This is a genomic window from Arthrobacter globiformis (assembly GCF_030818015.1).
GTDB classification, from domain to species: domain Bacteria; phylum Actinomycetota; class Actinomycetes; order Actinomycetales; family Micrococcaceae; genus Arthrobacter; species Arthrobacter globiformis_C.
On sequence record NZ_JAUSZX010000001.1, the window covers coordinates 4,024,325 to 4,046,875 of the forward strand.

At 63.8% G+C, this 22,551-nt stretch carries 18 protein-coding genes; 8 read left to right on the forward strand and 10 right to left on the reverse strand.

From position 1 onward, the window contains the following. The first annotated feature begins 12 nt into the window (after positions 1-12). Entirely contained in the window at positions 13-255 is a 243-nt protein-coding gene (locus QFZ23_RS18840) for a hypothetical protein (protein WP_306925260.1), read from the forward strand. 7 nt (positions 256-262) lie between these two features. Then, entirely contained in the window at positions 263-1,168 is a 906-nt protein-coding gene (locus QFZ23_RS18845; RefSeq protein ID WP_306925261.1) for a diacylglycerol/lipid kinase family protein, read from the forward strand. Between the two features lie 13 nt (positions 1,169-1,181). Here the strand turns inward: QFZ23_RS18845 and QFZ23_RS18850 are convergent, their stop codons facing one another. The 3 genes from QFZ23_RS18850 to QFZ23_RS18860 are packed head-to-tail and all read right to left on the reverse strand — an operon-like array spanning position 1,182 to position 3,968. Further along, positions 1,182-1,751 carry a GNAT family N-acetyltransferase gene (locus QFZ23_RS18850; protein WP_306925263.1) on the reverse strand — a complete coding sequence of 190 codons (570 nt, stop codon included), beginning with the start codon at positions 1,749-1,751 and terminating at the stop codon, positions 1,182-1,184. Positions 1,752-1,786: 35 nt separating this feature from the next. Further along, complete coding sequence (locus QFZ23_RS18855) at positions 1,787-3,034, reverse strand: ABC transporter permease (protein WP_306925265.1); 1,248 nt, start codon at positions 3,032-3,034, stop codon at positions 1,787-1,789. A 4-nt stretch (positions 3,035-3,038) separates the two neighbouring features. Beyond that, positions 3,039-3,968, reverse strand: a complete 930-nt coding sequence (locus tag QFZ23_RS18860; protein ID WP_306925267.1) for an ABC transporter ATP-binding protein — start codon at positions 3,966-3,968, stop codon at positions 3,039-3,041. A 103-nt stretch (positions 3,969-4,071) separates the two neighbouring features. Between QFZ23_RS18860 and QFZ23_RS18865 the strand changes: the two genes are divergently transcribed. Further along, a complete protein-coding gene (locus QFZ23_RS18865; RefSeq protein WP_306925269.1) occupies positions 4,072-4,491 on the forward strand; it encodes a hypothetical protein in 420 nt (139 codons plus the stop codon). A 159-nt stretch (positions 4,492-4,650) separates the two neighbouring features. Next, entirely contained in the window at positions 4,651-6,105 is a 1,455-nt protein-coding gene (gene rox / locus QFZ23_RS18870) for a rifampin monooxygenase (protein WP_306925271.1), read from the forward strand. On the opposite strand, the gene QFZ23_RS18875 is transcribed toward rox, so the two are convergent. The 3 genes from QFZ23_RS18875 to QFZ23_RS18885 form a co-directional block, all read right to left on the reverse strand. Next, positions 6,102-6,701, reverse strand: a complete 600-nt coding sequence (locus QFZ23_RS18875; RefSeq protein ID WP_306925272.1) for a dihydrofolate reductase family protein — start codon at positions 6,699-6,701, stop codon at positions 6,102-6,104. The genes rox and QFZ23_RS18875 overlap by 4 nt on opposite strands. Positions 6,702-6,892: 191 nt before the next feature. Beyond that, positions 6,893-8,176: a S1C family serine protease gene (locus QFZ23_RS18880; RefSeq protein WP_306925274.1), complete on the reverse strand. Its 1,284-nt coding sequence runs from the start codon at positions 8,174-8,176 to the stop codon at positions 6,893-6,895. A gap of 218 nt (positions 8,177-8,394) precedes the next feature. Then, complete coding sequence (locus QFZ23_RS18885) at positions 8,395-9,219, reverse strand: sulfurtransferase (protein ID WP_306925276.1); 825 nt, start codon at positions 9,217-9,219, stop codon at positions 8,395-8,397. Positions 9,220-9,726: 507 nt separating this feature from the next. Between QFZ23_RS18885 and QFZ23_RS18890 the strand changes: the two genes are divergently transcribed. Together QFZ23_RS18890 and QFZ23_RS18895 are read left to right on the forward strand one after the other, a co-directional pair. After that, positions 9,727-11,349 (forward strand): acyltransferase family protein, encoded by a 1,623-nt coding sequence (locus tag QFZ23_RS18890; RefSeq protein WP_306925278.1) that lies wholly within the window; start codon positions 9,727-9,729, stop codon positions 11,347-11,349. A 106-nt stretch (positions 11,350-11,455) separates the two neighbouring features. Continuing rightward, positions 11,456-11,905: a hypothetical protein gene (locus QFZ23_RS18895; RefSeq protein ID WP_306925279.1), complete on the forward strand. Its 450-nt coding sequence runs from the start codon at positions 11,456-11,458 to the stop codon at positions 11,903-11,905. Between the two features lie 45 nt (positions 11,906-11,950). On the opposite strand, the gene QFZ23_RS18900 is transcribed toward QFZ23_RS18895, so the two are convergent. Beyond that, positions 11,951-14,341 carry a bifunctional polysaccharide deacetylase/glycosyltransferase family 2 protein gene (locus QFZ23_RS18900; protein WP_306925281.1) on the reverse strand — a complete coding sequence of 797 codons (2,391 nt, stop codon included), beginning with the start codon at positions 14,339-14,341 and terminating at the stop codon, positions 11,951-11,953. Positions 14,342-14,707: 366 nt separating this feature from the next. On the opposite strand from QFZ23_RS18900, the gene QFZ23_RS18905 reads away from it, so the two are divergent. Both QFZ23_RS18905 and QFZ23_RS18910 read left to right on the forward strand, forming a co-directional pair. Then, entirely contained in the window at positions 14,708-15,778 is a 1,071-nt protein-coding gene (locus tag QFZ23_RS18905) for a TRAP transporter substrate-binding protein (RefSeq protein WP_306925282.1), read from the forward strand. A gap of 136 nt (positions 15,779-15,914) precedes the next feature. Continuing rightward, positions 15,915-16,916: a chitinase gene (locus QFZ23_RS18910; RefSeq protein ID WP_306925284.1), complete on the forward strand. Its 1,002-nt coding sequence runs from the start codon at positions 15,915-15,917 to the stop codon at positions 16,914-16,916. Between the two features lie 25 nt (positions 16,917-16,941). On the opposite strand, the gene QFZ23_RS18915 is transcribed toward QFZ23_RS18910, so the two are convergent. The 3 genes from QFZ23_RS18915 to QFZ23_RS18925 all read right to left on the reverse strand — a co-directional run bounded on the left by QFZ23_RS18915 (position 16,942) and on the right by QFZ23_RS18925 (position 22,466). Beyond that, positions 16,942-17,442 carry a sensor histidine kinase gene (locus QFZ23_RS18915; protein ID WP_306925285.1) on the reverse strand — a complete coding sequence of 167 codons (501 nt, stop codon included), beginning with the start codon at positions 17,440-17,442 and terminating at the stop codon, positions 16,942-16,944. 106 nt (positions 17,443-17,548) lie between these two features. Further along, on the reverse strand, positions 17,549-18,439 hold the full coding sequence (locus QFZ23_RS18920) for a hypothetical protein (RefSeq protein WP_306925287.1): 891 nt from the start codon (positions 18,437-18,439) through the stop codon (positions 17,549-17,551). Between the two features lie 1,789 nt (positions 18,440-20,228). Further along, positions 20,229-22,466 carry a S8 family serine peptidase gene (locus QFZ23_RS18925; protein ID WP_306925288.1) on the reverse strand — a complete coding sequence of 746 codons (2,238 nt, stop codon included), beginning with the start codon at positions 22,464-22,466 and terminating at the stop codon, positions 20,229-20,231. Between the last annotated feature and the right edge of the window lie 85 nt (positions 22,467-22,551).

Sequence of the window (22,551 nt, forward strand, 5' to 3'; positions counted from 1 at the left end):
CGAGGTGCAGGTGTGAACGAGTACGAGGCCTCACTGGTCATCAAGTCCGGAGCGGAACTGCTGTCATCGGCTTCCTCCGACCCCCGCTCGGAGGAAGGCTATAAGGCGGTCAGAGCCAATATCTCGGAGGCACTGGACCGCATAGCGGAGGCGCTTGCGAACTTCGAGGCCGGTTCGGGGGCCCCGAGCCGTTCAGCCGGCTGGGTCCAGGACCTCCACCGCGTAGCGGACGACCTGGTGGATCGGCAGGGCTGAAAGGCCGATGACAGCGAGTGGACCTGACCAGGCAACCGCAGCCCGTTTTGACCGGGCTGTCCTGATTTTCAACCCGGGTAAGCCCGGCATGACCGCCAGGATCAACGAGCTGCAACGGGATCTGGCTGCCGGAGTACCGGACCTGCAGATTGACGTGCTGCCGACGGAGTTTGCCGGGCATGCACGGGACCTTGCACGGTCTGTGGCGGCCACGGGGTCCCCGCTCATTGTTTCGGTCAGCGGCGACGGCGGGTACAACGAGGTTGTCAACGGGGTGATGGACGTTCCCGGCAGCAAGGCGGTGTGCACCGTGCTCGCGGCAGGGAACGCCAACGACCATCACCGGAGCATGCCCGCAAGGCCGTTGCCGGAGGCTGTCCTCCGAGGCCGGGCCCGGCACATCGACCTGCTGCGCATTACCTTCACCGAGGAACAGCAGGTACGGGTTCACTACGCCCACTCCTATATAGGTTTCGGGCTCACACCATTGATGGCTATCGGCATCGAGAGCGGCGGAAAGGGCAAATTCCTGGAACTTCTGTCCGTCGCCCGCACGCTCTCTCATCTGAAGCCGTTCGAGCTGGTCCGGGCCGACGGGGCCACCGCCCGCTTCGACAGCCTGATCTTGGCCAACATTTCGCGGATGGCCAAGTATGGGACGGTGAGCGAGTCCGACGGCCCCGACGACGGCCGGTTCGAGGTTGTGACGCTCCCTCACTCCGGTCACTGGAAGATGGCCCTGATGACCCTTCGGGCCGTGACACTGGGACTCGGGAACCAGCCAAGCGTCAGCAGCTACGCCTTCACCACGCGGGATGCCGTTCCTTGCCAGATTGACGGCGAGGTCAGGCATCTGCCCGCCGCCACCCATGTTCTGGTGGAAAGCGCGAAGGGCGCCCTGGCCGTTATCTGACCCAGGGGCGCCCCTAAGCTGCGCCGGCCGGGTTCAGCTCCCATTCACCCCGGGAGATCGCGTACTCGACCCCGGGTTCGTCGCCCGGGATGGACACGGGCCAGTCAGCGACGAAGGAACGTACCAGGCGCATCCCGGATTTCTCCATCACCCGTCGCGAGGCTGTGTTCACTGCCATGGTGAAGGCAACCACCCGCTGCACGCCGAACTCGGCAAACCCCTTGGCGATCAGCGCACGGGAACCCTCTGTGGCGTACCCCTTCCCCCACGCCTCGCAGCGCAGCCGGTAGCCCAGCTCCGGCTGGTCGGGCGGATCGCCGGGGGCGGGCCGGAAGTGGAACCAGCCCAGGAAATCTCCGGTTGATTTCTCGATCGCGGCCCAGAATCCATAGGCGGGGAATTTCCGGTAGTAGCCGAGGAATGCTGGAAGGTACTCGCTTTCAATCTCGCCCCGGGGCGTCGGGGCACCGCCCGTGATGTACCGCATCACGCGAGGATCGCCGTCGAGCTCCACGAGCAGGTCTGCGTCGTGGGGATTGAACTGCCGCAGCACCAGCCGCTCGGTCTCCAGGAAAATGAGCATGCGGACATTCTCGCACCGGGACCGCAACAAACCCGCTAGTTGGCGGTCAGTTCCTTCCGGCTGAACGTCCCCGCGATGGAGAGCTTGCGGCCGTATTCGATGGAGCCGTAACGGAACAGGTGCACGGCCAGGCGCAGGATCAGGATCCCGACGATGAACACCTCGGCGATCACGATGGCTGATTCGACCGCACCAAGGGTTCCGAAGCCGTTGCGGAGCAGCGCGGTGACGGGGGCGGTGAGCGGGAAGTAGGTGAAGACCTGCACGATCAGGGCTTCGGGGTCGCTGATGATGAGGCTGACGGCGTAGAAGGGCACGAAGATCAGGGCCATCAGCGGCCCGAAGATGGTGCCGGCTTCCTTGGCCGTGGGCATGATCGCGCCGATGGCCACGAGCACGCCGGTGAACAGGGTGAACCCGCCCAGCAGCAGCAGCGCCCCGGTGATCATCGGGACGGGCTCGAACACCAGGGAGGAGAGGTCCAGGTCGGGCAGGGCCACTGAGTCGCGGAAGAGGAAGTAGCCGACGGCGATCGGGGTGAGGAACACTGCTATCTGGAGGAGCCCGACGGCGAACAGGGAGATGATCTTGCCGGTGACCAGGGTGGTGGGGTTCAGGGTGGTCAGGATCATCTCCGTGACCCGGTTTTCCTTCTCCTCCAGCGTGCTGTTGAGCATCTGGTTGGACAGCAGAATCATGCTGACGTAGAAAATGACCAGGAACAGCAGCGGCGGTATCACCGAGCCGATCCCGCCGGAGACCCGGCCGTCCCGGTACGTTTCGGCGTCGAACTTCACTCCCCCGCTCAGCGCCGCGGTGACTTCCGGGGAATTGACCTTGGACTGGGCCGCGGTGACCAGCAGGTGTTTGGCCACGGCCTCATACTTGCCGTTCTCGAACATGCCCTTGTCCGCGCCGTAGACCTTGACCGGCTCGGTGGCGGGGTCCGCCGGGTAGGCGAAGTACGCCTCGCTGCTGCCGTTCTTCACCGACTCAAGCGCGGCGCCGGGGTCGGACGTCAGGGTCCCGCCAACGGTTTGGGCCAGCGGTGCGGGGATGAGGCCGGAGGCATCCGTGTAGGTGAAGGTCAGCGCCGAGTTCTTCTGGGCGTCGGCGTTTGCCGAGGTGCTGGAGTTGCTGGCGTAGACGAGGGCGAAGATGATCGCGAAGACCACCGGGATGGCCAGGGTGGCGATCACGAACCCGCGCTTCTTGATGGTGCGTATGAATTCGAACCCGACGACGGTGCCCAGGTTGTGCTGTTTGAATGCTGTGCGTGCCATCGTCCTAGAACTCTGCCATTTCGTGCTGTTCCCCGTACACCTGGATGAAGATTTCCTCCAGGGACGCCCGTGCCGTGGCGAAGCTGCGCACCGCGACCCCGGCTCCGATCAGTTCCCGCAGGACCGTGGTTTCGTCGGCCCCTGCAGTCGGGGCCAGCTCCGCATGCCCGTCGGCGTCGCGCACGACGTCGTACAGGTCAGAGGCGGGCAGGATTCCCTCATAGCCCAGCCGGTACACCGTGCCGCCGAACTGGTCCTGGACTTCGGCGACGGTCCCGTACGCCCGGGAGATGCCGTCCTTGAGGAGGATGACCCGGTCGCAGAGCCGCTCCACTTCCTCCATCTGGTGCGTGACCATGATGACGGTGGCGCCGGCGAGCTTCTGCTCCTCGATGATGTCCATCAGCAGCCTGCGGTTCACGGGATCGAAGCCCTTCGTGGGCTCATCGAGGATGAGCAGATCGGGGTCGTTCATGATCGTGACGCCGAGCTGGACCTTCTGCTGCTGGCCGCCGGAGAGCTTGTCCAGCCGGACGGCGGCCTTGTCGGCGAGGCCCACCCGCTCCAGGTAGGCCTGGGACCACGCGCGGGCCCTGTGTTTACTCAGGCCCTTGAGCCGGCCGAAGTAGACCATCACGTCCAGTACGGCTTCCTTCTTGTACAGGCCCCGCTCCTCCGGCAGGTACCCCAGCCGCGCCCCGTCCCTGGGCTCGAAGGTTTTCCCGCCGATGTGCAGGGTGCCGGCGGTGGGCTGGTAAATGCCCAGCAGCGCCCGCAATGTGGTGGTCTTCCCGGACCCGTTGCTGCCCAGGAAGCCGAACGTTTCCCCGGCCCGGACATCGAAGGACAGGTCCTTGACGACCGTCGTTTCCCCGAAGTCCATGCGGAAGTTTTTGATGTGCACAAGCGGCTCGGCCGCGTCCCCCAACGTCATGAAGCCAGCCTAGCGGAAACGATTCAGCCGTCTCGGTTGCGGCCACGATTTACGCCCGGGGGAAGGTCTCGTCAGCGCGCCGCCCCACGAGTAGCTTTGTGCCATGACGGAAGACTTTGACCTTGACGCGGAAGAATCGCAGGAGATCGCCAATGATCCGCGCCGGATCGGGTACTGGTTCTTCAGGGCGCTCCATGACAGGGCGAAGAACCTCGACGACCTGCATCTGATCGTGACCCCGGAGTCCCGTCCACTATGGGGATCCTTCGAAATCGCCGCCGCCTTGCTGGACTCCATCGAGGAGCCCGGCATGCTCCGGCAGGCTGTCTACGCCGAGGGAGACCTCGACGTCTGCTACATGCGTGTTATCCGGGAAGCCAAAGAGCATACGTTCATCACACCGGCCACAATGCTGGACGACCCACTGCTGATCACGCTCGTGTGGCGGCCAGACCACGGGCGGTGGATGGTTCATGGCTTCGGCGACATGGTGCACCCGGACAGCGTGCCCCGCGGGGCTTAGCCTCGGCGTCTTCGCAGGCCCGACCCCCATATGCGAGTGGCAAGGAGAAACATCCTCCTTGCCACTTTCAGGATATAGCTCGCCGGGGGGCTTGCCGCAAGGCCCCCACCCTCGCCCAGAATGGTAGGCCGCGCTTACTTTCTGGATTGGGGTTTTCACATGTTCGACGTGATCATTAGCGGTGGCGGGCCGACGGGGATGATGCTGGCCGGCGAGTTGCGGCTGCAGGGCGTGGACGTGCTCGTGCTGGAGAAGGATGCAGAGCCGAGCAACGCGGTCCGCTCGCTCGGCCTGCACCCGCGCAGCATCGAGATCATGGACCAGCGCGGGCTGCTGGACCGGTTCCTCGCACTCGGGCAGCAGTATCCCGGCGGCGTCGGCCGCTTCGCCGGGATCGAGAAACCCCTCCCGGTAAACCTGGACACCGCTCACGCCTACATCCTCGGCATCCCGCAACCGGTCACCGACCGCCTGCTGGCTGAGCGCGCCGTCGAGCTCGGTGCGCAGGTCCGCCGCGGCTGCGAGGTGACGGGCTTCGAGCAGGACGGCGGCGGTGTAAGCGTCGAGCTTGCCGACAGCACCCGGCTGCGCTCAAGTTGGCTGGTCGGCTGCGACGGCGGACGCAGCCTGGTGCGCAGGCTGCTCGGTATCGGCTTCCCCGGCGACCCCGCGACGAACGAATGGATCCACAGCGAGATGGAGGTGACAACGCCGCCGGACGAGCTGGCCGCGGTGGTGGACGAGGTTCGCAAGACCCACAGGGGATTCGGCGTCGGCCCGGCCGGCAATGGGCTGTACCGCGCCGTAGTGCCCGCGGCCACCGTGGCCGAGGACCGCGCGGTCCCGCCGACCATCGAGGAGCTCCGGACGCAGCTGCGGGCCTTCGCCGGCACAGACTTCGGCATCCATTCACCGCGCTGGATAACCCGCTTCACAGACGCCACCCGGCTGGCCGAGCAGTACCGCGATGGCCGCGTGTTCCTCGCCGGCGACGCGGCGCACGTCCACCCGCCGCTGGGCGGGCAGGGATTGAACCTCGGCATCCAGGACTCGTTCAACCTCGGCTGGAAGCTCGCCGCCGAGGTCAACGGCTGGGCGCCGCAAGGGCTGCTGGACTCGTACCACGCCGAGCGCCACCCGGTTGCCGCCGACGTGCTGACCATCACCCGGGCCCAGAGCGAACTGATCTCACCCGAGCCAGGCCCCCAGGCCGTGCGCCGCCTGCTGGCCGAGCTGATGGACTTCGACGACGTCAGCCGGTTCCTGGCCGAGAGGATCAGCTCGATCGGGGTCCGGTATGACTTCGGCGAAGGGCCCGAACTGCTCGGCAGGCGCCTCCGTGACATCCCTCTGTCACGGGGCCGTCTTTACGAGCTCACCCGTGAAGGCCGCGGGCTCCTGCTCGACCAGACCGGCAAACTCTCCGTGACGGGGTGGGCAGACCGGATCGACCACGTCGCGGTCACCAGCACGGAACTGGACGCACCAGCGGTCCTGCTCCGGCCGGACGGCCACGTCGCATGGATCGGTGAGGACCAGGACGGCCTCCTCCCCTACCTGAAGAGATGGTTCGGAACCGCCACCGGGGGCGCCAGCGAGCTAAGGACTCACTAGGTCGACGCCGGGCGGTACCGCAGCAGGGCGTTGCTGGATCCCGGGAACGGCCGTGAGTCCAGCAGGGAAAGGTTCACGGGCCGGAGGAACAAGGGCAGGCCTGCAGTGAGGGCGGCCGGACTGACAGTGAGATGCAGTTCGTCGACAAGCCCTTGGGCCAGCAGGCCGTTCCACATGACACGGCTGCCGAAGATCAGGATGTCCCCAGTCCCGTTCTGTTTTTCCTTTTTCAGCCATGTGCCCGCCTCTTCTCGCCGGATAACGGTCGTGGTGGCCGCCCAGGGGTGGCCGGCAGGGACAACCAAGGTGTCCGACACCACGACTTTGGCTATGCGATTGTAGAGGCGGCTGATGTCCCGGTTGTCCGGACTCAACGCGCGGTTGTTGGGGTCCTCAGGAGCGTCAGCAATGGCCGGCCAGTAGGCGCCGAACCCTTCAAAGGACGTTCGGCCCAGTAGCACGGTTCCCGCTGAGCGCAGCCGTTCAAGGTTGTAAGCGTCGAAAGTCCCATCCATGTTCAGCACCGTCGGGTTCCCGCTTTGGTCAGCGTAGAAGCCGTCCAGAGAGACGATGTTGTTGACAACAGTCCGGCGCATACACGAATCCTAAAACGACTCCGCGATCCATTTGGCGGCCGGCAGCGGACTGGGCTAACAGCCCGGTCCCGGAGAGTGGAGGTAAGACCACCGCCACCGGCCGGTTCAAGTCTCCGGCGCCGACCTTGGAAGAAGGATGGAGTTCCTTGGAAGGTCTCAGCGAACAGTGGTTTGCCATCCTGGCCCAAGGCCTAGGACGCCGCATCCAGGGTGATGTCCGCGGACTGTTCCTGGCCGTCGCGCTGGAAGGTGATCTTCACGGTGGATCCGGCGGCCTGCTCGCGCGCGGCGGCCGTCAGCTCGGAGGCGTCGGTGACGTTTCGCCCGGCCAGGGCAGTGACCACGTCGCCGGCCTGCAGCCCGGCCTTGTCCGCCGCGGATCCGGAGGTCACCGAGGCCACCTCTGCGCCGGCCGTGAAGTCCGACGACGACCCTGACGTTTTGTCCTGAACGGACAGTCCCAACTGGCCATGGCTCGCCTTGCCCGTGGAGATGATCTCCTCCGCCACGCGCTTCGCCTGGTTGATCGGGATGGAGAAGCCGACGCCGATGTTGCCGCTCTGGGTCGACGAGGATGACGACGATCCCGCGGACGCGATGGCCACGTTGACGCCGATGATCTCACCCTGCGCGTTTACCAGGGCGCCGCCGGAGTTGCCCGGGTTGATGGCCGCGTCCGTCTGGATGACGTTGATGCTGATGGAGTCCTGTGCGGAGGCAGCAACACCGGACGGGGATCCGAACGGGTTCTGCGAAGATCCGTCCTGGGACGATGATCCGTCGGAGGTGGCGGAGGATGCCGTCTCGATGGTGCGGTTAACGGCGGAGACGATGCCGTCCGTGACGGTGCCGCTAAGTCCCAGGGGTGCTCCGATGGCGATGGCCGTGTCGCCGACGTTGACGGCGCCGGAGTCGCCGAGGGTTGCCGGAGTCAGGCCCTGGGCGTCGATCTTGATGACGGCCAGGTCGGAGAGCGGGTCGGTGCCTACGACGGTCGCTTTGTAGACCTGCCCGTCGCTGGTGCGGACCTCAACAGAAGCGTCCGCGGCCGCCCCGTCCAGGGTGACCACGTGCGTGTTGGTGAGGATGTGGCCCTCGGTGTCCAGGATGATGCCCGAGCCGGTGCCCCCGGAGCTGCCGGAGCTGACGCTGATGGTCACCACGCTGGGCGAGGCCTTGTGCGCGGCGGCCGTGACGGCGTTGACGCTTTCCGTGTTGTTGACGATGACCGGGCTGATGGCGGCCTGCGCCGTCGTGGGCATCTGCGCCGTAGCGTCGGGCCACAGGGCCGCAACCCCCGTGGCAGCCCCGCCGCCCAGGAGTCCGGCCGCCACGAGGCACGTGACGAAAACGGCGGGGCCAACCCGCTTCTTGTCCCGCGGCGCCGCCGGCGGGACAGGCGCATGCGGGACAGGCGCCGGCGGAACAGGGAAGGTCTCTTCAACAACAGAGGCGTGGCCGGTCTCCGTGTACATTATGGCTCCTCAGGCGGTTCCGCTCCGACGGTTCCCGGAGCTTTCCCCCTAATCCTGTCCACCGGGGCTTTGGCCCTTCTGTCCCGACCCTGTGCTGATGCTGTGAAGGTTCCGTACTGCCGTCATGCTGGATATGCTTTTGCATTTGATCTCTCTGCCAGCGAACGCCCTGTGAACGTCACCCCACCGCTGTCAGTGGGCACTAACGCCCGGAAACGTCAGGCTGTCGCGACCGGCAGGTCGACGGCGTGCGCGTACTGTGACCAGCCACCCACGAACAGCCTGCCGCGGCCCAGTCCCAGATGCTCGAGGACCAGGAGGTTGTGGCAGGCGGTGACGCCGGAGCCGCAGTAGTTCACTGTCCGCTCCGCCGATTCGATGCCCGCCCGCTGGAAGTTCCCCAGCAGCTGGGCCTCGGACAGCAGCCGGCCCGACTGGTCCAGGCTCTTGCGGCACGGGACATTCTCCGCCCCGGGGATGTGTCCGGGCCGCGGGTCGATGGGGTCATGCTGGCCCAGATACCGGTCGCGGTTGCGGGCATCGACCACCTGGAACTCAGGACTGGTGGCATCGATGATGTCCGCCAGCAGGTGGGCAGGCCAGGGGCGCTCGGTGAACGTGCGCGGTGCGGTGCGCGGTACCGCAGTTTCCAGTGGGCCCGCATAGGATGCGATGCCTCCGTCCAGGACGGCTGCGTGGTGGCCGGTGGCCCTGAGCATCCACACCAGGCGGGCCGCGATGACGCCGCCGGCGTCGTCGTACGCCACCACCACATCCGAGTCCCCGATGCCGCACTCCCGCATGCCTTCGGCAAACACCGCAGGATCCGGCAGCGGGTTCCGCCCCTCGTCTTGCGAGGCCGGCCCGGACAACCATCGGTCCAGGTCCACGAACACGGCGCCGGGCAGATGGCCCTGTTCGTAGGCATCCTGGCCGGAGGCCCCGTCGAGGTACCAGCGTGTGTCCGCCAGCACGATCCGCCGCTGCTGCCCGGCGCACCAGGCGAGATCGACGAACGGAGGGATCAGGGGGTTCTCTTCCATGAGCCCAGCCTAAGTCCCTATCTTGTTTTGAGACAGCCGTTTCAGTATGCGGACGGGGCCACCCCTGTACGTTCACGCTCGGTGGCCAACGGCGATTGGCCACAAGTGCACGCTCGCTACCGCAGGGCCGGATTTCTTCTGTCTCGCAGTACTGAGTACTTAGGTAGCGGCTGGTAATTAAACTCGAGTAGTCGGTACGGATGATTTCACGAGCGGGCCGTCCTAGCGTGGTTCTAGTGCTTCCCATACTGCTTTCACGGTACGAGATGCAAGATTGGCCCCGCGTACTGGGTGTCGCAAGGCGCACATTATTGTCGCCCGGCCCTTCTCCTAACGCATACTGACGGCGGAGGTGCGTTTTGACTGCTTGGCCGGGTTTCTGTGTTCCCATATTGCTTGCCGCTTGAACGGGAGCAGAGCCTTGATGCTTCCGGCTGCGAATCCGGCCTAATTAACTCCGCGTAAGGAGTGGCAGTGCCAGCAAGTACGTCTCCGCAAGGGGTAACGGTGGAAAAGGCATCGCCCGCCACCGGATCCCGCCCAGCTCCTGCCGCCCCGGCACGTACTTCCTCCAGGGACCGATACCTGGATCTGCTGCGTGCGATCGCCTTGGTCCGAGTTGTCGCCTATCATTCGTTCGCTAGCGCGGTCTGGTTGAGCGTGGCTTTTCCATCGATGGGCGTGATGTTCGCACTCGCAGGTTCCCTGATGGCGCGCTCCCTTGAACGCCCCGCATTGGGAGTCCTCAGAAGTCGTACCCGGCGGCTGTTGCTGCCGCTGTGGGTATACAGCGCAACGGTCTTGGTCTTACTCCTCTGGCAGGGTTGGAACCCGTTAGTTCGCGTCGGCGGCTCCTGGCTCCAAACCCTCCTGTGGTTCGTCCCTCTAGGGGATCCGCCGTTCCCGCCAAACATCGGCTCCGATGCCGGTCTCGTCGAATCCTCCTGGGCGTTTCAGGCTGAAGAGGGATTGTGGTACATCCGGGCATATTTCTGGTTCATGCTGTTGTCTCCACTGCTACTCAAAGCCTTCCATCGGCTGCCGTGGGCAACGCTGCTGGCGCCTCTCGGCATCATGGCAATTCTCAGCATGGGATTTATCCCGCTCCCGAACTGGGGAAACAGCGGCATTACCGACTTCGCCACCTACGGTTCCTGTTGGGTCCTCGGCTTCGCCCATTACAACGGCCTGCTGCTCGGGATGTCCCGACGGGTGGTTTTCACCGCGGGAATCGTCCTCATGGCGCTGGGTCTGGTGTGGGCCGCCAACCACCTCGATGAGAACGGATGGGACCTAAACAACATCCCTCTTGCCCAGGCCCTGTGGTCCCTGGGCTTCTGCGCGATGCTGCTCCGGATCTCACCATCGTGGCGGGCCCTGCCCAGACAGATCCGGTTTCTGGACAAGGCCGTCACCCTCATTAACAACCGGGCCATCACGATCTATCTCTGGCACAACCTGTTGCTCGTGGTCACCGTGGTCGTGATCAACCGACTCTACGAACTGGACGCCGTCGCCGCCGCCATTCCCTGGATTCTAGACAGCGAGTGGACACAGTTCTTCGCTGTCTGGCTGGTGCTCGCCATTATGTTCCTCACCATCGGCTGGGTCGAAGACATAGCCGCCGAACGCTCACCACAGTTATGGCCCACCGGCTCCCCTCAGAGGCCTCCGGCCATTGCCCGGAGCTTCTTCAGAAGCCAGTGGAAGCCGCATTTTCATGGCCAGACCGCAGATTCCAGGCATCTCCCGGCCGAAGGCGAACACCCCGCCGGGTCCCCGGGTATCGACGAAGCACCGATCACCAGCGGCGACCTAACAGTCACAGCGTTGGGGCACCAACCCGGCCCGGTCTACGTATATAAATGCACACTGCAGGCGGGACCGGACGCTCTCCGGCCGGAACCACGGGCCCACGAGGGACGCGACTGGATCCATGTCCTGAACGGGCGCCTCCGCGTAGTGCTCGGCGATCAAGACATGATCCTCACCTCGGGCCAATCTGTAGAAATAGACGGGAAGACGCCCCACTGGTTTGGTCGCCAGGGGACTAACCCGGTTGAGTACGTACAAATCTGCGGAGAACACGGCAAAACCGTCCACTTCAGCACACGCGCCACCCGAGTGTGAGAGGTAGAACCTGTTGAAGCAGCCTGTTGCTCTCCTTGCCACCACCGCCCTACTTCTATCCGGCTGCACGTCCGCGTCTCCGGAAACAACTCCGACCCACCAACCAGTGGACCACGCAAAACAGACGCCAACGCCGCCGCACCACCCGCGTCTGGCTGCCTCGGCTGATCAATTAGCGAGCATCATTAGCAACAACGAACAAGCATGGCGTGACTATGAAGCGAACATAGACTCATGTACCAAAGCCGGAGAAGGGGTCACACCTGACGACTACATACGAGCCATGGGGTGCATCAAGAACGCCCAAAATGCTTCAAATCTCGCCCGCAGTGCCACCGATGCGATCCTTGCGCTCGGGCCCCCGCCCCCAGAGCTCACGGTATTGGTCACTGAGACACTCAATGCCCTCGCACCACTTAGCAAGTCCAATGCCGCAACCTCCTGCCAGGACGCCACTAGCGACCGCTGTGCCAAGGCCGTGGACCAAATTGACGAGACAGCGCCAACACTCGTCGAAGTGCTGGACCAGTGGACGCCTTATGAGCAACTGAAATGATGCAGCGGCTGCAAGGCCGATGAGCACCGTAAGCCTATAGGTGCGTCATGCGGCAGAGGTACGTGGGTCCTGGCCCGTTACAAAGGCGGGGACCGTGACGGTCACGCCGTCCGATTCCGTGGCGACGCCGTCCGATTCGGTGGCGACGGAGAGCTGGACGCTGTTGGTGCGCTCTGGCCTGTACCAGCCGACGACGCGCCCTCGCAGGGCCTGCAGCGTCGCCCCAAAAATTACGTACGCGCGGAGGGGTTCGTAGATCAGCCGGTACATGGGGACCATGAGCAGATGGCTGGGATCTTCCCGCACCATGATGACAGCCACGGTCGAGATGATCAGGTGGGTCCCCGCGACGAAGACCGCAAATAAGGCGATGGCCTGCCATTCGCCGTGGGAAAGATTGATGGCTGCGACAACGATCGTCATGGGCATGAATAGCAAAGGGACGAGTACTGAGAGCACGGCGTAGGGCAGGGTGAGGAGTCCCAGTGCGCCGTAGCGGGGATTGAAGATCATGCCGCGGTGCTTGTAGATGGTCTGGATATTGCCATAGGTCCAGCGGAGCCGCTGCTTGGCCAATCCTGTTACGGTCATGGGAGCTTCGGTCCAGGCCACCGCCTTGTTCTCCTGGACAATCCGGTAGCCGAGCTGTTGCAGGGACAGCGTCAAGTCGGCGTCTTCGGCGAGCGTGTCGGTCGAGTAGCCGCCTGCCCGGATCAGCGCTTCTCTTCTCCAGGCAGCACAAGCGCCCGGAACAATAGAGATTGCTCCCATGAGCCCTTCGGCCATGCGGGTGACGCAGATGCCGGAGAGGTATTCCAGGCTTTGCCAAGCAGTGAGGAAGCTCCGCCTGTTGCCGACCTTGACATGGCCAGCAACGGCGCCCAGCTTTTTGCCGCCGTCGTCTACACAGAAATGGCGCGCGAACATCCGGATGGTCTGTCGTTCGAAGAGGGTGTCGCCGTCCAGAGTGACTACCACCTCCCCTTGCGAGTGAAAAATGCCGTTATTACTGGCCTCGGATTTGCCCCGGTTGGGCTGGTCCAGCACGCGTAGCTGTGGCCAGGTCCTGGCGTAGTCTCTGAGGACGGCCAGAGTGTTGTCTGTGGATCCGTCATTGACAGCAATGACCTCGAAGCGGGGGTAATTACTGACTTGGAGGGCGGCCAGGGTCTTTTCTACGACTCGCTCTTCGTTGTACACGGGCAGTACTACGCTGACGAACGGCCAGTCCTGCTCCGGGATGGCGTCCCAACGGCGACGCTTTTGGCGGCGGTTGTTGATTAATGCCAGGACGACGTAGAGGAAGGTCAGGACGGTCAGGGAGCCGATGCCGAACCAGAACAACCATGTGATCACTACATTGGGGGTCACAAGCGCGCTCGTGTAGGTGGCCAGCGTCAAATGATCGTCCACACTGGGCGTGATTCGCTGCGGTACATACTCATTGGGCAGAAGTGGCTGGACGGTGCTGAAGGTATAGCCTTGTGCCTTTGCCCGAGGGATCAGGGTCTTGAGCATGTTGATCGTCGCGGTACGGTCACCACCAGCGTCGTGTACCAGGACGACGTGTCCCTTGCCGTCGAGTTCAGGCACCGGCACTGGTTCTCCCTGCGGGTGGTCCCAGTCGCGAGTGTCCAAGTCCATATTGATGTGGAGGAAGCCCAGTTGCTGGGCTTGGAGGAGGGCCAGCGTGTTGTTTTCGGGGTCCCCGGAGGGGATGCGGAACAGCCTGGTGGCGTAGTTGTCAGTTGCGCGCATGACCCGGTCGGCTCCGATGATTGCTTCCCGGTTATACGCGTCGTCGTGCGCCCAGAAGTCGGAGTGGAACATGGTGTGGTTGCCCACCATATGGCCCTCACGGATTATCCGTTTGAAGACGTCGGGGTTCTTGACGATGTTTCTCCCGACCGTGAAGAAGGTTGCCGGCACGCCTTCCTTCGAGAGCAGGTCCAGGACTTCTGGTGTGAAGCGTGCATCGGGCCCGTCGTCGAAGGTCAGCATCAGCTGACGGTCTGCAGGATGGCCGTAGCTGTCGATGACATACGTGTGAGTCCCGATGAGCTCCTTTTCGTCAGCGTCGGCCTCCCGGTACACGGTGTCGCTGAAGGGATCTTTGAGCAGAACCTTGTTACCGGCGCGCTGAACGAGCGCTATCCGGTCGAAGACGAAATCCGTGTCACGGCCCAGAGTCGGAATGTTGTTCTGGTCGCCGGTGGCCAGGAGCTTGCGCGGGTACTCGGGGGATTGGTTCAGTTGCCCCTTCCACAGCGGGGCCGTGGCCCCCGGCAGGATCCCAACGACGGACAATATGGCGGTCAGGATAGCTGCCAGCAGGCTGTACAGGATTCGTCGCCAGCGTTTGCCGCTGGGATCGAAGAAGACTGGCGCGGAGGCATGCGGCGGTTTTGAACTCGGCTGTGACATGCGCGTACTCAACCCAACTAAAGAGTTCCGGTATGAGACTTCCGGTATTTCAGTTCCCGTTGGGCCGCCCAGCCTCGGCCATGGTCCCGACTTCTGTCGGTTTCTGTGTATTTCGACCCTATGAATCCGGGGGCGGGAGCGCACGAGTGGTGACTACTCGAATCCTTTGCCCGACTGGTACTTGCCTACACAGCTTCGCTACGTTCTCCGGAGCAGAGGAGTGGGCCATTTGCCGCCGGATCTTAGCCTGCGAGTTTCCTGTCAGTTGTCCCGCCTCTCTTGGTGGGGTCCGCGCTGAGGCGTATTTTCGAAATAGAGACCATCCCCTTGTTTGATTCGGCGAGACGGGACGGCCTCAGTAGTCGGAAGAGGCCGAAAATGTCCCATTTGCGTGGTGCGGCAGTGGCGGCGATTGTCGTCCTTCTTGCGGCGTCCGGATGCCAAGTGCAGAGTGACCGGCAGAAGCAGGATGAGGCGACAGTCCTGACCATGGCGACCGCGGCAGGACCGGAAAGCCGCGCCGCCAGCCAAATTCAAGAGTTCGCTCGCCACGTCGCCACGCTGTCCTCCGGCGACTTCCGCATCGAGCCCATGCTGAAGGCTGCCGCTGAGGAAGCAGACGCCTGGAATCAGGCGGTCGCGCAGTCGACCGAGGGTGGCGACTTCGACATGGCCCTTATTCCCACCCGGACTTGGGCGTCCGAAGGCATACCATCCTTCGATGCGCTGTCCGCTCCGTTCCTCATCGCTTCGGATGAACTCGTCAGCCGCGTGGTCTCGCCGGATATCGCCAGCGGGATGCTGGACGACCTGAAACAGATTGGAGTCACCGGGCTCGCGCTCCTTCCTGACTCGCAGCGGAGGCTGTTTTCCTTCACCGGACCGGTTTTCACGCCAGCCGATCTGGCAGGGAAGGTGGTACGTGCGCCCCGGTCCGCGACCACGTACGCAACGCTGAGCTCACTGGGAGCCATGCCCCGGGCTTTGACAGGAGACCTGTTCGCCGAAGCATTGGCAAGCGGCACAGTGCAGGCAGCGGAATCCTCCTTCGCCCGGGCAGAGTCCTTTCCCAGAGGAACAACAACTACCGGCAACCTGCCGCTGTACCCGAAAATCAATACCTTGGTCGTCAATACCGTAACGTTCGGCCGCCTCACCGCAAATGAGCAACGAATCCTGAAGGAAGCTGCCTCGCGGACCCGGGAGGCAGCCGCAGGAGCCATGCATACCGCAGCCGAAGCCTCGGCCTACTGCCAGAAAGGCGGAACAATCGTGAACGCCACGGAACAGCAGGTGGCAGCCTTCGTGGCCGCCGTGGGCCCCGTGTACGCCCAGCTTGCAAAGGACCCCAGCGCGAGGGCCCTTATCGAAGAAGTCCGCACATTCAGCCGGGCCTCCAAGCCGGATCCGATCGCCGCGTGTGGTCCCGGGGGCCATACCAGCCGCTAAAATAGGCCCAACGTCTATTGACGGAGGCATATTGCGTCTGGCGACCGGATTCAAATTTCTTGCTGTGGGGGCAACCGCGGTTGCCCTGGTTATCCTTGCGCTCGTACTTTCCGGCATTAGCGGCAGGGAACAGGATATGAACCAGCCGGGTCCCAGTACCGAGGCGACACCAGAAGAGAACACCTATCCACCATGGTTCGGAGCCTACTTCGATCTCACCCTTGATCCCGCTAAGCGGCTCGCCAATTGGCCCCGGCTTGGCCAGGTCACCACCATCCTGTCCTTTATCGTCGCCAATCCGGCGCACCCCTGCGAACCGTCCTGGGGCGGCCTCTACAGCCAGGAGCAAGCGAGCGAGAAGCTGCACTTGGACGGCCAGATAGAGCGTCACCGCAAGGACGGAAATGACGTCGCCGTCTCCTTTGGAGGACAACGCGGGGAAGAACTGTCCCTCACATGCACCGACGCCCAAGCCCTGGGTAAGGCCTACGCAGCCGTCATCAGCCGCTACGGGCTGGACGTCGTCGACCTCGACGTCGAAGGCGGGGCGCTGAAGGACTCCAATGCCGCAAAAAGGCGCGCAACCGCTTTTGCCCTGCTGCAGGCCAACCGACCGCCCGGCAAACCCCTGCACGTCTGGCTCACGCTTCCGGTTGACGCTCACGGACTAGCCCCCGAGGCAGAGTCAACGGTTGCAACCATGCTTGGCGCCGGAGTGGAGCTTGCCGGCGTCAATATCATGACGATGAACTTCGGTCCGCTCCAATCCGGACAAAGCATGCTGGACGTCTCCATCAGCGCTGCCGAGGCAACCCACCGGCAAATGACGGCCCTCTACGGGCGGGCCGGCCAGCAACTCGACCCGGCCCTGCTTTGGAAAAAGATGGGGATCACCCCCATGGTGGGCCAAAACGACGTCAGCGGACAGGTACTGAGTCTGCAGGACGCTACAGGACTAAACAGCTTTGCCTTGGAGCACGGCGTCGGGCGAATGTCCATGTGGTCCCTCAGCCGCGACAGGGCCTGCACTCCTTCCGACAGGAAGGAAGCGCCCTCCGCTGCCTCATCAACGTGCAGCGGAGTCCAGCAGAAGAACGGGATGTTCGCACAACTCCTGGGGAACGGATATGCCACCTAGCTCCGCCCGCGTTTGGGTGTACTGGTCAGTCAAGCGGCAGCTGGACGGTGACACAGGTTCCGGTTTCCGTGCTTGATTCCACGTCCAGGTAGCCGCCTGCCCGACCGATGACGCGGTGCAGTTTCCGAAGTCCGCCGTCCGTAGCTTCTTCGGAGAGCAGGCGCTTGCCGTGAAAGCCTACGCCGTCATCCTGGATGCTGAGCTGAATGGCGCCGGGCGCAACCTGCAGGAGGATTTTTACCTCTTGCGCGAGGGCATGAGCCACGATGTTGCGGAACAACTCATCTGTGGCCCTGTAAAGCAAGATGGCACTCCGTCTGTCAATCTCGGCCTCGCCATGCCCCACCTCGAGCGCAACCTTGAGTCCAACCGACCGCATCCGGACTGCGAGTTGATCGATAACTCCTGCGAGGCCGAGGGCATGAAAGTCCAGCGGATGTGCGTCCACCAATCCGTCGAAGGCCATGACCACTTTCACCGGATGGGAATCATGGTGCTCACCGGTGAATCGATGTTCAGAACTCACTGCTCGATTCTGACCGGTTTACCTTGGAAATACCGTGGGGCGCGAGGCGCCATCCCACCCATCTGGGGGGATCGACTAGAACCACGCCGTCCCCCCGTCCTGCCGGCTACTTCCTAAGGAGAGAGTTTCCGTATCCGGCGTCACACCTGCCGTCGTGGATTACCCCTTCACCGGGTGCGACCACATAGTTGCTCGCCGGGTTGAAGACCGCCGTGTGGACGTCGGTCACGCGGCCGGCGCAGTTGTCTGCGCCCCCGGCGTCCACGCTCTGGCCGCCGATCCACATGTCAATCCAGATAGTGGAGTTCGAACCCTGAGCGTTCGTCCCCTGATGGCAGGGGCCATTCTCGGGATCGTTACCGTCACCGCATGTGTCCTCGACGATGAAATAACGGCGAACATCCGGCAGGTAGATGCGCGTGCCGGCAGGGTAGTCGAGAACGTCCTTGCCGGTTGCCAGGGAGTGCCCTACCGCAATGGTGATCGGGTCAGCATACGTGCCTGTTCCACCTGCGGTCCTATGTAGCACCGGATGGCTGATGGACGCCGACCCTACCGGAGTGTTGTCGTGCCACGTGTAGGCCGTGGTGTAAGCCGTGTTGACAATCTTTTCAGAGGACGCCGGCTGAATGGGTGCAGGCGCCGGTTTGGGGACGGCAGGGACCGGCGTGACACGCTTCGCGGCGCCCGCTGAGGACGCCTTGGCCGCGGACCGCTCCGCTGTCTTCTTGGCTGCGGCGGCCGTAGCTGCGGCTACCTGCTGGATGCCTGCCTTCTCCGCTGCTGCCGCCTTCGCTACTGCGTCGGCCTTAGCTTTAGCTGCTGCGCCGGCCTTGGCTTTGGCTGTTGCCACCACTTTGGCCTTAGCTGCCGCATCCGCCTTGGCCTTGGCGGCCTTGGCGTCCTTGGCAGCCTTGGCTTTGGCGGCCTTGGCCTCCGCAGCCGCGACCCTCTGTGACGTGCCGATTTCCGGTCCGTTGCTGGAGCTAACTTGCACGCCGGAGTTTGCCAGGCGTGCAGATTGCGGGGATGAGGTTGGGACAACGGTTGCAGCTCCACACGCCGACGTGGCGAGCAGAACCGAGAGCATGGCGGCGGACAGCAAATATTTCCTGCGCATGGGAACTAAATCCTCTTCGGGGTGCGAAACGGGCAGTCCGAAGGGAAACAGGTCCTGCCCGAAGTGGGTCACGGTCTGAAGCAATGCCAGGCAATGCCTCCTCGGGACTTACCACACGAAACTCACTTCAGAATGTTCTAAAGGGCGTGTGCGCCAACCAGTGATCCAAACGTTACATTGCCCGGCTAAAAGAGGCCAATCCTCGGCGCGTCGCGCCCAGTTCGGCTAAATCCAACGATGCCTCGTGACTGTCCTCACACAGACAGTATTCGGGAAGCGGCTACCTGGTGGCCAGTCCGTCACCATAGCCCGTGTCGCACTTACCGTTGTGGATCACGCCTTCTCCCGAGGCAACCGCGTAGTCCGCACGCGGGTTAAACACGGCAGTCCGCGTGCCCGTTACTTTCCGAGTACAGCGCCGGGCCGACGCCTTGCTTCCGCCCTCCCCACCAATCCACAGATCGATCCAGATGGACGCCCCGTCGTACTTCTCGGCCCCGGAGTGGCAGGGCCGATCCTCCGGAGTGGGTCCATCACCGCACGTGTCTTCCACTATGAAATATCGCCGTACATTCGGAACATATATGCGCGTGCCGGCGGGAACGTCGAGGACATCTTTCCCCGTCTCCAAAGAGTGCCCGACGGCGACGGTAATGGGATCCTCGTATGTTCCGGTTCCACCGGCTTCGTGATGCAATACGGGGTGACTGATGTCGGGGGAACGGGCGGGCGTGTTGTCGAACCATGTGTAGGCCGTCATGTACACGTCAGGCACAACCTTCTCATCCGACGGTCGCGGCGGCGGACCGTCGCAAGCAGAGGCCAGCAAGACCAGGGAAAACAACCCCGAAGCCATCACGACTATTTTCCGCATTCGGCATCTGCCTCTTCCACCGGGTCTGTGGATCCAAAGTGAACGTTACAGTTGGCCGCCTCGGCCGCGCTACACGCGGCTGAGGTTTAACGGACTGTTCAGAGGAATCGGCCGGAATTAGCGTCAGCAGGCCCTGTTGAATTCGGTTCTGCCTACCGCGTGGTCGTTAGCTTTGATCCAAGTCCGAGGGCAAGGAGAGCTCAGCTCAACTGCCTCACCTAAGGAGTCGTCGTCCTGAAGCGCATGATGGGAATCAGGCTGCTGTTGGACGGCCGAAGCGGTCTCCGCAGGCGCGCGGAGACCGCTTCTTTTTATTGATTCCCCGGGAACGGTGGTGAGAACGGCCCCGCGGAACCAAACCTCGGGTTGTTGTTTTGAAGGGCGGCAAGAAACACAGACGAGCAAGTATTCGAACGTCGCAACTTCGGATTTTCCGCGCTTTTGCTTTGATTGTGGCTACACTTCAGGGTGACGTGTAGAGAAGAGTGGGCGCAGATTTAATACTGGTTTACCTGCGCTGAGGCTCCCATCTCGTCTTGCCGCGATTGTGCCCCTGTGACTAGAGGACCTTTGGGATTACCTACCCTAGGTGACGCGCAACTAGAGCGCACCCCTAATGAGTACTCGAATTTGGGCCTCGCCCATTACTTGTTTACTCGGCTGCCTGTGACCAGCCGTTTTGTTGCTGATCACGCCCAACAAGGCTGGCAAATGCGGTGATTCGGTCCCGTGCCATGCTGTGAACGCAAGCGCCGTAGGGGCCACAACTGTACGTTCGCGCTATGTGGTGGCTTAGCCCCAGCCGCCGCCCATCCGGACGCGGCCACCGGAGGCGGTCCCGCCGTACAGCCAAAGAACCCCGTCCGTGTCGACGGCAAGGAGGTCGTTCCTGCCGTCGCCGCTGAAGTCGCCGCGTCCGGCCAGGGTGGACATGGAGTTCCAGCCCTCGCCCATCTGGACCCGCGGGAGCCAGCCGCTGCGGCCGTTGCCCTGGTACAGCCACAGGGTTCCGCTGCTGTCACGGGCCATCAGGTCTGACTTCCCGTCACCGTTCATGTCACCTGGCCCAACGAGGGCGGTCATCACGTTCCAGCCGCCGCCCACCCGGACGCGAGGCAGCCAGCCGCCGCGGCCGTTCCCCGGGTACAGCCACAGGGTTCCGCTGCTGTCCCGTGCCAGCAGGTCGGCTTTCCGGTCACTGTTCATGTCGCCGGATCCGACGAGGGCGGTCATCACGTTCCAGCCGCCGCCCACCCGGGCGCGCGGCAACCAGCCACCGCGCCCGTTGCCTGGGTAGAGCCACAGCGTTCCGCCAGTATCCCTGGCCAGCACATCCGCCTTGCCGTCGCTGTTCATGTCACCCGCACCCACGAGCGAGGTCATCACGTTCCAGCCGCCGCCCATGCGAACTCGGGGCAGCCAGCCGCTCCGGCCGTTGCCGGGATACAGCCAGAGGGTGCCGCTGCTGTCCCTGGCCACGGCGTCGGCCTTCCGGTCGCCGTTCATGTCACCGGTTGCCACGAGCATGGTGATGCGGACGCGGTCCGGGAGCACTGCCGCGGCGGCATCCACCAGGCCGGCGCCGCACCCCTGCGGGCATCCGCCGGCAACTGGTTTGGCGGTGTGCTTCAGGCGTGCTTCGACGGCGGCCGGTGTCGCCGTCGGGCCCATCTGGGCCATGAGCAGCGCGGCCGCACCGGACACGTGCGGTGCCGCGAAAGAGGTGCCCTCGGACCAGTAATAGTTTGTGCCTGGGGTCTCTGTTGCCGTTGTATCGCCGTCGTTCTCGGTCGAGAGGATGCCGTTCGCGGTGCCGCTGTTGGAATCGTCGGCGTTGGTTGGCGTCATGTCGCCACCGGGTGCGGTGATGTCGACGCCGGGACCGAAGTTGGAGTACGGCGCCAAGGCGCCGCTGGGGCCACTGGCCGCAACGCTGACGACATTCCGGCAGTTGGCCGGGGTGGAGTCGGAGGCCTGCGCCATCTCATTGCCGGCCGCCGCCACCACCACCGAGCCCCTGGCCGTCGCGGTGTCGATGGCGTCCTGGAATGTCTGGGGGCACGCTTCCGTGCCGCCAAGGCTCAGATTGATCACGCGCGCCGGATGCAGGTTCGCCGGCGCGTCATTGACGGGGGCTCCGGACGCCCAGAGGATCGCGTCGGCAATGTCCGATACCTGGCCACCACACGGGCCCAGCACACGCACGGGGAGGACTTTAGCTCCGGGTGCAACCCCGGCCATGCCCACTCGGTTGCCTGTAACTGCGGCAACGATGCCGGCCACGTGCGTGCCATGCCAGGAGGAGACGGGCACGCCCGCTGCTCCGTCGCCGCACTGGCCATCCGAAGACCAGTCGCCCGGGTCCGTGGCGTCGGCGTCGCGACCATCGTGGTCGCCGGATTCAACTGGGTCAGCGATCATGTCATAGCCGTCCAGCACGTTCTCGTTCAAGTCATCGTGGCTGGTTATGCCGGTGTCGATGACGGCCACCACCTGGCCGGCGCCGCGGGTGACGTCCCAAGCTCGGGTCACGCTGATTCCGCCGGAATTCGGGGACAGATTCCACTGATCGCCGAACGCTGGATCATTTGGATCGGCCGCCTTGGCCTGCAGTCTGAAGTCCGGCTCCGCATAAGCGACGGCGGGGTCCGCGCGCAGCGAGGCAAGCAACTTATCAGCGTCGCCGCCGCCCAGTTCCTTACTGGTACGCACCACGCGGGCCCCGCCAGCCGTGGCGCGGACGTCCTTCGCGGTGGCGCCAAGCTTGGCGGCTGCGCGGCTGAAGGACTGGGCACGGAGCGCGGAGCCGGACCTGGCCGGGTCCTTGAACTTGACGATGAACTGGTCCGTCGGCGGGGTGGCCATGGACGGCCGGCGAGGGACAGACGGAAACGAGTGGGCCGGCGTCGGGGTTATCGGGGCATCATTTGCCGAGGCTGCGGGCGCAACGAGGGCAGTGGCCACAAGCGCGGCGATGCCGGCCGACGTCACAAGGGCAGAGAAGAAGCGCGTTCGGTGCATAGGCGACATCGAGACCATCCTGTCCTTCGCCCGTCGGCCGCTGGTGCCGGGAGGCAGTTTTGAGGCGCGGCCCCCGCCGCGTTCAGGATGAGTC